We start from the raw sequence: 13,229 nt of genomic DNA on the forward strand, positions 1-13,229 counted from the left end.
CCTTATTTTTCCTCCAGCAGGTGCGTGTTGAATTCCGTGCGCAAGGCATCGATGCCTTCCAGGCGTTCGGCCAGCTCGGGGCATTGCAGGGTCAGGCAGGCAATCAGCGCCTCGACCTGGGCCAGTGCCGGCACCAGGCTGTCGAAGGCCGAGATCGATTCCACCGGGGCGCTGATGATCAGGTCGGCCAGCTCGCGCAATGGCGAAGCGTAGACGTCGCTGAACAGCACGACCCGGGCGTGGCGCTCCTTGGCCGCGCTGGCCACGCGCAGGGCCTGGGCCTGGTAGCGACGGTAATCGAAGATCAGCACCACATCCTGGCGCTGCACGTCGAATAGCCGGTCAGGCAGTTGGGCGTTGTCTTCCAGGGCAAAACAGCCGGCGCGCAACAGCCGCAAATGATTGAGCAGGTAGTGGGCCAGGAAGCTGCTGAAGCGTCCGCCGAAGCAATGCACCTGATGGCGGCTGTCGAGTAACCACTGCACGAGAATGCGCACGTCTTCGGGTTGGGTCAGGGCCTGGGTGTCGATGAGGTGACGTTGACTGGCGGCCAGGTACTGGCTCCAGGTATCGCCTTGCTGCAATTTGGCCCGCGGTTTCAACAGGGTGCGGGGGGAGCGCAGGCGATGATCCATGTCACTGAGCAGTGCATCCTGGAATTCGGCGTAACCGCCAAACCCGAGTTTTTTCACCAGCCGCACGATGGTCGGGTCGCTGACGCCGGCATGGTCCGCCAGGCGTGACATCGGGCCGAGGCCGTTGCGTGGGTAGTGATCGAGCAGGGCACGTACGACCTTGCGTTCCGACGGCGTCAAAACCAGGCCGGGATCGGTGATCAGGTCTCTAAGAGGTGGCATCCGTGCTCCTTGCCAGGATGGGTGTTGAATTTTTTTCATAACTCCTGAAAACAGTATTTATGTAGCTGGTGCTACATGTCCAGTGGTTTTTACGTTCCGTTTAAAATGCTCGAATATTGTGCGAAACCCTTGTAGGAGTTGGTCCCGGCTGGGTAGAACGGGTATGTCAGTCGATGCTTCTGACGATGTCGGACATAACGCCTTTTTGTCTCACTTATTTGATTTCGTATAAGGTGCTGTACAACTTAGTGCGTGAATATCCCGCCCGTGCGACCCTTCCGATTGCCTGAGAATCCAGTGTGCAAGCCACTCGTCTGACCTTGATCTGCCACGCCCGCACCGCCGCCCAGAAGCAGGCGCGCTTTGGCCTGGACGAACCGCTGGACGCCGACTGGCTGGCACGCCGCGCGCAGGTCGAGCACCACTACCGAAATGTCCGGCAACTGCTGTGCGGGCCGGAACTGCGCACGCGCCAGACCGCCGCCTTGTTCGGCGCCGAGCCCGAGCAGGACCAGGCCCTGGCCGATTGCGATCTGGGACGCTGGCGCGGGTTGTCCATCGATGACTTGCTCCAGACTGAACCGCAAGCCCTGCAGAGTTGGCTCGATGATGCCGAGGCGGCGCCCCATGGTGGTGAATCTGTCGCCCAGTTGTGTCGCCGTGTCGGGAATTGGCTGGCCAGTCTGGAAACCCGGCCAGGACATCTGCTGGCCGTCACCCACCCCTTCGTGATTCGCGCAGCCCTGGTGAATGTCTTGGGCTGCCCGGCCGCCACATTCAACCGGATCGACATTGAACCGTTGTCCACCCTTGAATTGCGTTTCAACGGCGTATGGCGATTACGCACCCAGGGACCTGACCAGGAGTCGCCGCGATGAAGACGTTGTCAGTCATTGGCATTGGGGCCGGCGATCCGGATCACCTGACGATGCAGGCAGTGAAAGCCTTGAACTGCTTGGACGTGGTCTTCCTCATGGACAAGGGCCCGGCCAAGGACAAACTGTTGGACCTGCGGCGCGAAGTCTGTCGGCGCTATATCGTTGATCGTACCTACCGTTTCGTCGAAGCCTACAGCCCGGAACGCCAACGCGGCGACCTGGACTACAAGGACAGCGTCGAAGCGTTGAACCGGGCTAAACAGGCCACCTTCGAACGCTTGATCAATGAAGAACTGTCCGACGGTCAACGGGGTGGTTTTCTGGTGTGGGGCGATCCGGCGCTGTACGACAGTACCGTGCGCATCCTGCAGGCGATCCTTGACGCGGGCCGCTGCGCCTTCGAATTTGAGGTGATCCCCGGCATCACCAGCGTCCAGGCCTTGGCCGCCCGGCATAAAGTGCCGTTGAACAGCATTGGCGGTTCGTTGGAAATCACCACCGGACGCCGGTTGGCGGCGGGGCAGGTGGGCGACGCGGCGAGTGTGGTGGTGATGCTCGATGCCGAGGACGCCTATCGCCAGGTGAGCGATCCCGATACGCACATCTACTGGGGTGCCTATGTGGGGACGCCGGATGAAATCCTTATCGCCGGCCGCCTGGGGGATGTGGCCGATGACATCGAACGCACCCGCAAGGCCGCGCGAAAGGCCAATGGCTGGATCATGGATACGTATTTGTTGCGCAAGCCTCAATGACGCTTGCGCATCAACCTGTGGCGAGAGGGTATGTGGGAGCAAGGCTTGCCCGCGATACAGGCGATGCGGTCTTCCAGAAATCGAGGCGCTCATATCGCGAGCAAGCTTTGCTCCCACAAATATGCCCTTGCCATAACAGCGTTCGACAGCTTCATCACCAGTAGGCTATTTACCCCCGCCCAAACCGCTCCCGATACACCGACGGCGCCAACCCCACGACGCTGCGAAACGCCACGCGAAAGCTTTCCACCGAGCGGTAGCCACACAGTTGTGCGATGTTGTCGGTGTTGTCCCCGGTGCTTTCCAGCAACTCGCGGGCCCGGGCCAGGCGTTCATGTTGCAGCCAGGCCTTGGGCGACACGCCGCAGGCCTGGGTGAAATGGCGCAGGAAGGTGCGTTCGCTCATGGCCGCCTGGCTGGCCAGTTCGCGCACACCGAGGGGTTCGTGCAGGCGTTCGCGGGCCCATTGCATGACACTCGACAGGTCGCTGCGTGGCGTGCGGCTGACCGGTGAGGGAATGAACTGCGCCTGGCCGCCCGTACGTTGCGGCGACATCACCAACCGGCGTGCCACGCAGTTGGCGACCTGGATGCCATAGTCCCGTGCCACCAGGTGCAGGCAGGCATCGATACCGGCGGCGCTGCCCGCCGAGGTGATGACCTGTCCTGAATCCACGTACAGCACATCCGGGTCTACTCGCACGGCCGGAAAGCTTGCGGCCAGTTCGTCGGTGTAGCGCCAATGAGTCGTGGCGCCCAGCCCGTCGAGCAGCCCGGCGGCGGCGAGTACGAAGGCACCGGAGCAGATCGACAGCAGGCGCGCACCACGGGCGTGGGCCCTGCGCAGTGCCTCGAGCAACGCCTGGGACGGTGGCTCGCTGCGGTTGCGCCAGCCTGGCACGACAATGGTCCGGGCGGTTTCGAGCAGTTCCATGCCGCCATCGGCCAATACCTGGAAGCCGCCCATGGCGCGCATCGGGCCGTCATCGACCGCGACGATCCGATGCGTATACCAGGGGAAATCGAATTCCGGTCGCTCCAATCCGAAGATCTCGACGGCGACACCGAATTCGAAAGTACACAGGCCGTCGTAGGCAAGAATCGCGACCAGACCAGGGTTAGGCTGCATTTGGCGGAAAATTCCCACAGAGTGTCTTGTGCGCCACTGTAGCGGCAAGCATCGGGGGGATAAAGTCCCTTCACGCCTTATCTATCCTGGAGTACACGCCCATGACCAGCCTGGTTCGCGAAGTGCCTGCTGCCCCCTCCGATATCGCCCTGCAGCATTTCAGCCGTCGCCTGACATTCGAAACCGATTGTTCCGACGTTCACGCCAGCCAACAGGCCGGCAATATCGATTTTGTGCTGGTGGATGTACGCGGACCACTGGCCTACGAACGCGGCCACGTACCCGGGGCGATCAACTTGCCAACCCGCACGCTCACCGCCCAGGCACTGGCCGCCTATGCCAAGACCACCCTGTTTGTGGTGTATTGCGCCGGCCCCCATTGCAATGGTGCGAACAAGGCGGCAGTGCGCCTGGCAACGTTGGGCTACCCGGTCAAGGAAATGATCGGCGGCGTCATGGGCTGGCTCGATGAAGGCTTTCGCTTGACCGGCACAGTGGAGCGCATGGCGGATGAGGCGATCAGCTGCGACTGCTGAGACAGCTTTTTGTGGGAGCGAGCTTGCTCGCGATGACGGCGGCACATTCGGCATCGAGGCACGCTGACGCACCGCGATCGCGAGCAAGCTCGCTCCTACAGAACTTCGGCGTTACAACACGGCATTAGTGGCTTTTTATAACTATTTGTCGCCTCAACATAATTCCCCTCCCGAGTGCCCCTCTAGACTCCCGGCCACTTCGGTTTTTGCTGACCGAACGCTGCTTACGAATCTGCCTATAACGATCAATAAAATACCCTGCGCACTCAGGAGCGAAAATGAAGAAGCTAGCCATGTTCGGTGCCCTGGCACTGTCCGTATTGTCCCTGTCGGCCGTGGCCGAAGACGCCAAGCCGATCCGCCTCGGGATCGAAGCCGGTTACCCGCCTTTTTCGATGAAAACCTCCGATGGCAAGCTGACCGGCTTCGATGTCGATATCGGCGACGCCCTCTGCGAGCAGATGAAGGTCAAGTGCACCTGGGTCGAGCAGGAGTTCGATGGCCTGATCCCCGCGCTGAAAGTGAAGAAGATCGATGCGATCCTGTCGTCCATGACCATCACCGACGATCGCAAGAAAAACGTCGATTTCACCATCAAGTACTACCACACCCCGGCGCGGTTCGTGATGAAGGAAGGCTCCGAGGTCAAGGACCCGTTGACCGAGCTCAAGGGCAAGAAAGTCGGTGTGCTGCGCGCCAGTACCCACGATCGTTTCGCCACTGAAGTGCTGGTGCCCGCCGGGATCAACCTGGTGCGCTACGGCTCCCAGCAGGAAGCCAACCTGGATATGGTCGCCGGTCGCCTCGACGCCATGCTGGCCGACTCGGTCAACCTCGACGACGGCTTCCTGAAGACCGATGCCGGCAAAGGTTTCGCCTTCGTGGGCCCGACCTATGAAGACCCGAAATATTTCGGCGGTGGCGCCGGCATTGCGGTGCGCAAGGGCGATAAGGCCCTGGCCGACAAATTCAACGCCGCCATCAGCGAAATCCGCGCCAATGGCACGTACAAGAAAGTGCAGGACAAATACTTCGCCTTTGATGTCTACGGGCATTAATCGGTAAGAGCTGCTGTAGGAGCTGCTGTAGGAGCTGCTGTAGGAGCTGCCGAGCGAAGCGAGGCTGCGATCTTTCCACTGCCAGTTGAGTCCAGAGCGAAAGATCAAAAGATCGCAGCCTCGCTTCGCTCGACAGCTCCTACACAGCTCCTACACAGCTCCTACGCCTAGTCATTCGGAGATTTCATGCAACGCATCGACCACACCCTGCCATGGAGCCACCTGGGCACCGAGCGTCGGCTCAGTGTGTTTCGTTACGGCCATGGCCCGCGCAAGGTTTATATCCAGGCCAGCCTGCACGCCGACGAACTGCCGGGCATGCGTACCGCCTGGGAGCTGAAGCAGCGGCTCAACGACCTCGAGGCGCAAGGGCTGCTCAAGGGTGTGATCGAATTGGTGCCGGTGGCCAACCCCATCGGCCTGGATCAACATCTGCAAAGTGCCCACATGGGGCGTTTCGAACTGGGCAGCGGCAAGAATTTCAACCGCGCCTTCGTGGAACTCAGTGCCCCGGTGGCGCAACGCATCGGCGATCGCCTGGGTGACGACCCGGCCGCCAATATCACCTTGATCCGCCAGACCATGGCCCAGGTTCTCGACGACCTGCCAGCGCCACCTTCGCAACTCGAAGCACTGCATCGCCTGCTGCTGCGCCATGCCTGCGACGCCGACATCACCTTGGACCTGCATTGCGATTTCGAGGCAGCGATCCACTTGTATGCCTTGCCGCAACAGTGGCCGCAATGGCGCTCCCTGGCTGCACGCCTGAAGGCCGGTGTGGCGTTGCTCAGTGAAGATTCCGGTGGCAGTTCGTTCGACGAGTCCTGCTCCTCACCCTGGTTGCGCCTGGCCAAAGCCTTTCCGGCGGCGGCGATCCCAGCGGCGAACCTGGCGACGACGCTGGAGCTGGGCAGCATGGGCGACACCCGCGTGGAACAGGCCCAGGCCAATTGTGAAGCCATCCTCGGGTTTTTGGCCGAGCAGGGTTTTATCGCCGGGGACTGGCCAGCCGCCCCCGCCGAATGCTGCGAAGGCTTTCCGTTCGAAGGCACCCAATACCTGTTCGCGCCGCACCATGGCGTGGTGAGCTTCCTGCGTGAGGCCGGTGAATGGGTGGAGCGCGGCGATCCGCTGTTCGAAGTGGTCGATCCGTTGAATGATCGGGTCACCACCGTGCGGGCCGGCACCAGTGGCGTGCTGTTCGCCCTGGACCGCGGGCGCTACACCCAGCCGGGGATCTGGCAGGCAAAAGTCGCCGGGCGTGAGCCGATTCGTACGGGGAAATTGAGCAACGACTGATAAGTGCTGTCTACCTCACCGCACGCTTCTTGTCGTGCGGCTATCGAACGATGGAGGAAGATTGATGTTTAAAGCGCTCGCCCTGTTTCTATTGCTGGTCTCGTCCGGGTTGCAGGCCCAACCCTCGCTGCACACGGACTTGCCGCTCAATTACCTGGCCCAAGCCGATGAGCAAGCCGGCAACCGCCCGCTGGTGATCTTCCTGCACGGCTCCGGCAGCAACGAACAGGACCTGTTCGAACTCAAGGGCGAGTTGCCCCGGGATTACAACTACCTCTCGGTGCGGGCGCCGAAGAGCATGGAACAGGACCGTTATCAGTGGTTCGCGAAAAAGGGCGACGGTGCCTACGACGGTGACACCTCGGACTTGAAGGCCAGCGGCAAGATGCTGCTGGACTTCATCGACAAGGCTCGGGCCAAGTACTCGACCGACGCGAGCAAGGTCTACCTGGTAGGGTTCAGCCAGGGCGCGATGATGAGCTACGAAGTGGCCCTGCGACACCCCGAAGCCGTCGGCGGTATTGCCGCAATGGGTGGGCGGGTCCTGTCGGTGCTGCGGGCGGAACTGACCCCCGACGAGTCGCGCCGGACACTGGCGGTGTTCATCGGCCATGGCACGGCAGACCCGATCATTCCCTACCACGATGGTACCGAGGCCAACAGCTTCCTGAAGACCCTGGCGCTGGAACCGGAATTCCATGCCTACCCGGGCGTCGGCCACAGTATCAGCGCCCTGGAAGTACAGGACCTGCGGGCCTGGCTGGAGCGGCTCAATCCCTGACCACCGCAAGTCCCTGTGGGCTCCCACATGTTCCGGGGTGCTTGTTACTTACCGCTGGCGATCTGTTTCACCAACGCTTCATGACCGGCCTTGTCGCTGGCCCGGGAGATGACCTGCACCACGGCCATGTGCGTGCCGGAGGCGCCCAGCAAGGTGGTGTCGAGAGTGGGTCCGCCGCCCTGGGTCGCGCTGGTGTCGAGCTGGCGCAGGCCCAGGCCGGTGCCTTGTTGCTTCAGGCTTTTTTCGCTGAGGATCTTGGCGTCCGGCAGAGCCTTGATGCGTTGGGCGGCGAAGTCGGCCATGGTGGTGTCGAGGAATGCACCATCGTCGTCCTTCACATTCGTGCCATTGACGATGGTGTTCTCAGCGGCGATCACCACGGTTCTGCTGGTGGCATTGCTGTACATCGTCCCTGTCGCCCCGGCGGTGCCCTGGGCCACTTCACCGGCGGGTAGCGGCGTCGCTGTGAAGCCCTTGGGCAAGGTGAAGGTGAACTTGCCGCCGAGCATCGACACTTTCTGCGCCGGTGCATCGCCGGCAGGTTTGGCTGGGGCCGCTTGGGCGGACACCACGACCAGGCTGGCGATGGCGCCCAGCAACAGGGCGGCGGCTTGTTTACTCAGCAATGACATTGAAACGCTCCACAGATGGTCGTGCCTGGAGGCCGATCATCCCATGGGCGTCGCACCTGACTCCAGCACCAGTGCAGAAGAGACCGTCATTTTAGCGAAAGGTGTGTGGTGTCGCCGGGCGGTGGCCGCACCAGCAGGCGTCGGGTCACCAGCAACATGGCCATCGACACTGCGACGCCCAAGGCGAAGGCGGGCATGCCCAGCACCGGCAGGGCGAGGGCCAGGATCAGGCAGAAGGCGGCGAAGCAATACATGCCGGTGGCCGTCGCTCGAAGCAGCGCGGCGGTGAAGGCCGGGCCCCGGGTTTGTTGGGAGAACACCGCCATGACACTGCCCAACACCGGGAACACCGCCAGCAACCCGCTCCAGCGTTCGCCCACGGTGCTGGCCAGCAGCGTCACCGCCAGGGTCAACAGCGCGCCGGCGATCATGCGCAGCAGCAGTTTGTCGGATTTGGCCGCCGGCCCGTTCATCACCGGCCGGACCGTTGGGAACAGATATGGCGCCGCCAGCAGCGCGACCAGGGCGATCAGGCTCGACAACGGCAGCGAAGCCGGTAGCCAGGACAGGATCAACGCCACCAAGGCCCAGACGCCTAGCGCGATGCCCAGCGCCCAGGGCCAGTTGCGATGCTGGGCGACCTGGGCGTACACCACGCAGAAGGCAATCATCGCGAACATCGCTGCCAACGCCGCGGTCGCCGACTGTGCGGCAAACAGCTCGCCTTGTTCTATGGCCAGGAACAGCAGAATCGGCCCCACCACGACTGGCAACCCCGAGAGCCAGCCGGCCACACTCGGTCCCCAACGCCTGCCCGCCCGGGAAATCAGCAGCAGGAACGTGGGAATCACCAGCAATTTGAGCAGCAGCACGCGGTCATCCCTGTCAGTTGTCGAGGCGCCACGTTAGCACCGCCCGCACCGCAAACCCACTGTGGGGGCGAGCTTGTTCGCGATGGCGGCAGCACTGGCACGAAAGACCCTAAGGCTCAACCCCGCGCAGCACTGAAACGCCGCGCCAGCCCCTCACGCTCGAAGTGTTCGGTGATGAACTCGATAAAGGCGCGAGTCTTGGCTGGCATCAGCGTGCGGCTGGGGTAATAGAGGGAAATCACGCCAAGGTCCATGTACCAGTCCGGCAGCAGCCGTACCAGTTCGCCGCGTTCCAGCCAGGGCAGCACGTCCGGCACGGTCAGCAGCGAAATGCCCAGGCCCAGCAAGGTGGCTTCGCGCATTGCGACCGGGTCGTTGAGAATGATGGATTCAGGCAGCCGCAACGCCGACTCGAACCCGGCGGCGTTGCGCATCGTGGCCTGGCGTACGCGCCCGGTGAGGCTGGAGCGCAGCACGATGTTATCGAAGTGGGCCAGGTCTTCCGGGTGTTCGGGGCAGGCGCGTGCGGCCAGGTAGGCCGGGCTGGCTACCGCGACCAGATGTGCCGGCGCCAAGGTTCGCGAGATCACGCCAGGTGTCAGTTCGAAGCCGCCGCCAATCGCCGCGTCGAAACCTTCAGCGATCAGGTCTACCCGTCGGTTCTCGAAATGCCATTGCGGGCGGATCAACGGGTGCAGGGCCAGAAATTGCGGCAGCAACGGCAGCACATGGCCGATGCCGAAGCTTGGCGACAGGCTGAGGCGCAGTACCCCGGCCGGCTCGCCACGCTCAGTGGTCACGGCGCCGATGGCGGCCTGCAAGGCTTCGAGATGCGTGCCGATGCTGGCCAGGAAGTGTTCGCCGTTCTCGGTCAAGGACAGCTTGCGGGTCGAGCGCTGGAACAGCCGCACCCCCAGGTTACGCTCCAGCATTGCCACATTGCGGCTCACCGCGGCAGGCGTCAGGGCCAGCAACCTGGCGGCCGCCGAGAAACTGCCGGTTTCGGCGCTGCGGGCAAAGCATTCGAGATTGGCGAGGCTTTCCATCAACGTGGCCTGATAGTAATGCTTGAAAATGATTCAACGTATTACTGGCTAATCATGACGTAATAGCAAGGGCAATATGCACCTCAACGGCGGACATCACCGCCCAGGGGTATCCAACTTTGAGGACATACGACATGAGCAGCATCGACACCATCGGCATCATCGGCGCTGGCGCCATTGGCAGTGCATTTGCCCGGGCCTTGGCCCGCCAGAACATCAACGTCGTGATTGCCAACAGCCGCGGCCCGGAAAGCCTGGCCGGGTTGGTCACCGAGCTCGGCCCCAACGTACGCGCCGGCACCGTGCAGCAAGCCGCTGCCCAACCCATGGTGCTGGTGGCCGTCAACTGGCCGAAGTTGCCCCAGGCGTTGAATGGCTTGCCGGACTTTGCCGGACGAATCGTGATTGATGCCAACAACGCAATCAAAGTCCCGGAGTTCGAGGCGATTGATCTGCAGGGCCGGGCTTCTACCGAGGTGTTCAGCGAATGGGTGCCGGGGGCACGGGTGGTCAAGGCGTTCAACCACATGTTGGCGCGCCTGCTGGAGGCTGATCCAGCGTCCGAAGGCGGCAAGCGCGTGTTATTCCTGACTGGCGACGATGAGCAGGCCCGTGGGGAAGTCGCGCAGTTGATCGCCCGGCTGGGATTCTTCGGCGTGGACCTGGGCCCATTGAGCGTTGGCGCATGCTTGACTCAATTCCCGGGCGGGCCATTGCCGGTGCTGAACCTGGTCAAGTTCGACTGAGTACTTCGCGGCATGCGTAAGGAAGCGCTCGATCAGCGTGGGAACCCGGCCTGAAGCACTCAGTCGGGTTCCACGTCCAATTGCAGGCTGTCGTCTGCCAGGCGTTTGGCTCGCCGGACAATGCCGCTGATGCGTCGGCCTTCGGCATTGAACACCACGAGCTGGGCCTTATGCAGATCCTTCGGCAGTGGTGGTCGCACGTGCAGCGCGAACCAGGGTGGTTCGCCGTCATCGAGGCGTTTGACGTCGAACTCGCAGCTGACACTTGTGGTATTGCGACCAAACATCGTGTCGAGAGCGTAATCAAGATGAGTGCTGTCGGCAGCAGGGTCGAGGGACATCGGCGGTCTCCTGGGTGGGTACGCACGGCTGATGTTCAAGTGATTCTTCCCGCAATGGAAAATTCCATTGGGTGATCTGTAGAGATTAGCCTCAACCTGTGGGAGCAAGCCTTGCTCCCACAGATCATTCCCTTCTCCCCAAGAACGGGGCGGCTGGTGATCAAAGGCTAGGCACGCCGTTTTTCCACACCGACCAGTTCTTCACAATGTCCTGCACCAACGGGTTGCCGGTGCGGAACAGGTTTTCCAGTGCCGGGACGAACGCGCCTTGGTCGGCGTATTTGAGCAGGTTGTCCACTTCGTTGCCGCCGGGCTCGGGGCGGTCGAAGTCGGACCCGGCCCGCAGCACGGCCAGCCGGTTGATGTCCACCCGACCTTCGCGACTGGCCCGGAGCAAGGCCTCGTAGGTGGAGTTGTCTTCCTGTTGGGTGGTGCAGTAGACGCCTTTGTTATCGGTGAGCAGGCGGGTCCAGACTTCGGCGCGCTCGCTCAGGCGCGTACCGGAAAACCAGGTGTTGCCGGCCAGGGTGTCGCAGCGGGTCACCACCGGCGGCTGGTTGGCCGGGGCGTACGGATACTTCAAGCGCCAGGCCGCCGATTCCTTGCTTTCCGCCAGGGTCACCTTCTGGCTGAGGGCAAAGGCCTTGGCTTGCAGGGCCGGGTTGAGTTCGAAGACTTCCGTCTTGTAGTCCAGCGGCGGTTTTTCGTTCGGCCCCTTGGTGTTGATGCCCAGGTAGCCGGTGGGCCAGTCCTTGGGCACATCCCGCGAATCCAGCTCCCATTGAGTGCCGAACTCCACCAGGTAATGGGCCCAGGCGGTTGTGCCAAGCGTGCCGTGGTGCGGGTTGATGCCGGCGATCCCGGCCACCAGGAAATAGCTTTTGCGCAGGTCGACGGTGGGGGAGAGCGCCAGGGCCAGTGTCGAGGCAGCGGCGTTGGTCTGGCCCATGCCGGTAATCAGCAGGCAGACCCGCTCGGTATTGCAGCGGATCGTCGGGTACTCGGCGGCCAGCCCCGGCACGCGGATTTCAGTCTTGAGTTCGAGGCGTTCGATCCAGTTCTGCGCCTCGGGGGCGAACATTGTGATCAGCATCACTTTGGGTTGAAGCGCCGGCGCGGCTCCGGCGGTCGAGCAGAACAGAGCCGTGCAGGCCAGGCCGATTGAAATAGACAGGCGATTGATCATGTATTCGTGACCTCCATGGATTCGAAATGGTGCTTCTACGTTTGCTCAGAATTGATAGCCAACCCCGGCGTAGTATCCCCAGCCGTCGGAGCGGGCGCGGAAGTTGCCGTCGCCAAAGTTAAGCTCACTGCCGTCCTGCCAGTTGCCGCCGTTGTGAAAGTAGCGGCCCACCAGCGTAAAGCGCAGGTGCGTGAACGAATACAGCAAAACGTTGGTGGCGACCGTGGCGTTGGCGGTGCGGGCGGGGTTGTCCTTGTGCAGGTCCGAACCGAAATCGAAGTTGGTGAAGCCGATGTACGTCAGCGAGGCGCCGTTGCTGAACTGGCTGATCGGCACGATGTATTTGAGCTGGGCGCGGTAGCCGTCCCAGGAGTATTCATTGCTCGCGCCATAGTTTTCCCATTGATAGCGGCCATAGAAGTTGGCTGACAGGTTGACCCTTGAGTGGGTGTCGATGTCGGTGCCCAGGCCGCTGTACAAGGTGTTCGCGCGATTGGCACTGTTGCTGCCGTGATCGTAGATCCAGTCGAACGCCACATACCATTCCTTGAACGGTCCGATGGCCAGGCTGCGGCCAGCCAGGTAGTCGATGGAAATACGCGGTTCGTGCTCCATGAACACCGGGGAACCGTGGTCCCACGCACCTTTGTCATGGCTGTTGCCAATGTTGAAGATCTTTGGGATGTCGACGTAGCCATAGAGCTCGAAGGGCCCTTTGCGTCCGAAGTATTCATATTCCAGATAGACATCGTCGACCGGTTGCGGGCCGAAACTGATGTCCTTGCTGCCGATGAGCGTCAGGTCCTGGTTGTACCAGTCCGACAGGTAGGCGCCTTTCTTGGAGGGGGTGGCCTCAGGGCTGAGGGCCTCGCCCTGGGCGGACGCCTCGGTGGTCTGGGCTTGGGTCGTGGTGCTGAGTAGTCCGGTAACGGCGGTCAGTAGCAGGGCGGCTGCCAATACGCCGGGTGTAGCGCGATACCAGGAAGTGCAGTGCATGGAAAGTCCTTGTTCGTGCGGGCTGAAGCCCGGGTTCCGTGGTTGAAAAAAGCCATCGACCCGCTGGGTAGGATCGATTGCGCAAACGTTTGCACATGTCGTACCAGTTTTTTGTAT

15 protein-coding genes are annotated in these 13,229 nt (G+C 62.0%); 7 read left to right on the forward strand and 8 right to left on the reverse strand.

All coding sequences use genetic code 11. The features are described from left to right. Nucleotides 1-2 precede the first annotated feature (2 nt). Complete coding sequence (locus tag ASC85_RS00205; RefSeq protein ID WP_057447774.1) at nucleotides 3-857, reverse strand: MurR/RpiR family transcriptional regulator; 855 nt, start codon at nucleotides 855-857, stop codon at nucleotides 3-5. A 299-nt stretch (nucleotides 858-1,156) separates the two neighbouring features. Here ASC85_RS00205 and ASC85_RS00210 point away from each other — a divergent pair, with 299 nt between their 5' ends. Both ASC85_RS00210 and cobF read left to right on the forward strand, forming a co-directional pair. Further along, on the forward strand, nucleotides 1,157-1,735 hold the full coding sequence (locus ASC85_RS00210; protein ID WP_057447775.1) for a histidine phosphatase family protein: 579 nt from the start codon (nucleotides 1,157-1,159) through the stop codon (nucleotides 1,733-1,735). After that, complete coding sequence (gene cobF, locus ASC85_RS00215) at nucleotides 1,732-2,490, forward strand: precorrin-6A synthase (deacetylating) (RefSeq protein WP_046064787.1); 759 nt, start codon at nucleotides 1,732-1,734, stop codon at nucleotides 2,488-2,490. Before ASC85_RS00210 ends, cobF begins: the two co-directional genes overlap by 4 nt. Before the next feature lie 169 nt (nucleotides 2,491-2,659). Here the strand turns inward: cobF and ftrA are convergent, their stop codons facing one another. Continuing rightward, on the reverse strand, nucleotides 2,660-3,619 hold the full coding sequence (gene ftrA / locus ASC85_RS00220) for a transcriptional regulator FtrA (RefSeq protein WP_057447776.1): 960 nt from the start codon (nucleotides 3,617-3,619) through the stop codon (nucleotides 2,660-2,662). 101 nt (nucleotides 3,620-3,720) lie between these two features. Between ftrA and ASC85_RS00225 the strand changes: the two genes are divergently transcribed. From ASC85_RS00225 to ASC85_RS00240, 4 genes are all read left to right on the forward strand, one after another. Further along, on the forward strand, nucleotides 3,721-4,155 hold the full coding sequence (locus ASC85_RS00225) for a rhodanese-like domain-containing protein (RefSeq protein ID WP_046064789.1): 435 nt from the start codon (nucleotides 3,721-3,723) through the stop codon (nucleotides 4,153-4,155). 278 nt (nucleotides 4,156-4,433) lie between these two features. After that, nucleotides 4,434-5,213 (forward strand): ABC transporter substrate-binding protein, encoded by a 780-nt coding sequence (locus ASC85_RS00230; protein ID WP_057447777.1) that lies wholly within the window; start codon nucleotides 4,434-4,436, stop codon nucleotides 5,211-5,213. A gap of 186 nt (nucleotides 5,214-5,399) precedes the next feature. Beyond that, nucleotides 5,400-6,512, forward strand: a complete 1,113-nt coding sequence (locus tag ASC85_RS00235; protein ID WP_057447778.1) for a M14 family metallopeptidase — start codon at nucleotides 5,400-5,402, stop codon at nucleotides 6,510-6,512. Between the two features lie 64 nt (nucleotides 6,513-6,576). Further along, nucleotides 6,577-7,293 (forward strand): alpha/beta hydrolase, encoded by a 717-nt coding sequence (locus ASC85_RS00240; RefSeq protein WP_057447779.1) that lies wholly within the window; start codon nucleotides 6,577-6,579, stop codon nucleotides 7,291-7,293. A 44-nt stretch (nucleotides 7,294-7,337) separates the two neighbouring features. Here the strand turns inward: ASC85_RS00240 and ASC85_RS00245 are convergent, their stop codons facing one another. The 3 genes from ASC85_RS00245 to ASC85_RS00255 all read right to left on the reverse strand — a co-directional run bounded on the left by ASC85_RS00245 (nucleotide 7,338) and on the right by ASC85_RS00255 (nucleotide 9,843). Continuing rightward, the gene (locus ASC85_RS00245; RefSeq protein ID WP_057447780.1) at nucleotides 7,338-7,925 is read right to left on the reverse strand and encodes a hypothetical protein; all 588 of its coding nucleotides are present in this window, start codon (nucleotides 7,923-7,925) and stop codon (nucleotides 7,338-7,340) included. An 86-nt stretch (nucleotides 7,926-8,011) separates the two neighbouring features. Next, the gene (locus ASC85_RS00250; RefSeq protein WP_057447781.1) at nucleotides 8,012-8,797 is read right to left on the reverse strand and encodes a hypothetical protein; all 786 of its coding nucleotides are present in this window, start codon (nucleotides 8,795-8,797) and stop codon (nucleotides 8,012-8,014) included. A gap of 116 nt (nucleotides 8,798-8,913) precedes the next feature. Next, nucleotides 8,914-9,843, reverse strand: coding sequence for a LysR family transcriptional regulator (locus tag ASC85_RS00255; protein ID WP_057447782.1), 930 nt, complete (start codon nucleotides 9,841-9,843; stop codon nucleotides 8,914-8,916). Nucleotides 9,844-9,986: 143 nt separating this feature from the next. Here ASC85_RS00255 and ASC85_RS00260 point away from each other — a divergent pair, with 143 nt between their 5' ends. Next, on the forward strand, nucleotides 9,987-10,589 hold the full coding sequence (locus ASC85_RS00260) for an NADPH-dependent F420 reductase (protein WP_057448209.1): 603 nt from the start codon (nucleotides 9,987-9,989) through the stop codon (nucleotides 10,587-10,589). Between the two features lie 59 nt (nucleotides 10,590-10,648). On the opposite strand, the gene ASC85_RS00265 is transcribed toward ASC85_RS00260, so the two are convergent. From ASC85_RS00265 to ASC85_RS00275, 3 genes are all read right to left on the reverse strand, one after another. Beyond that, nucleotides 10,649-10,930 carry a hypothetical protein gene (locus tag ASC85_RS00265; protein WP_057447783.1) on the reverse strand — a complete coding sequence of 94 codons (282 nt, stop codon included), beginning with the start codon at nucleotides 10,928-10,930 and terminating at the stop codon, nucleotides 10,649-10,651. Nucleotides 10,931-11,090: 160 nt separating this feature from the next. Then, on the reverse strand, nucleotides 11,091-12,116 hold the full coding sequence (locus tag ASC85_RS00270; RefSeq protein WP_057447784.1) for a purine-nucleoside phosphorylase: 1,026 nt from the start codon (nucleotides 12,114-12,116) through the stop codon (nucleotides 11,091-11,093). 45 nt (nucleotides 12,117-12,161) lie between these two features. Next, nucleotides 12,162-13,112 carry a nucleoside-specific channel-forming protein Tsx gene (locus ASC85_RS00275; protein ID WP_057447785.1) on the reverse strand — a complete coding sequence of 317 codons (951 nt, stop codon included), beginning with the start codon at nucleotides 13,110-13,112 and terminating at the stop codon, nucleotides 12,162-12,164. Nucleotides 13,113-13,229: the final 117 nt, after the last annotated feature.

This window comes from Pseudomonas sp. Root401, from assembly GCF_001425105.1.
Classification (GTDB): Bacteria; Pseudomonadota; Gammaproteobacteria; order Pseudomonadales; family Pseudomonadaceae; genus Aquipseudomonas; species Aquipseudomonas brassicacearum.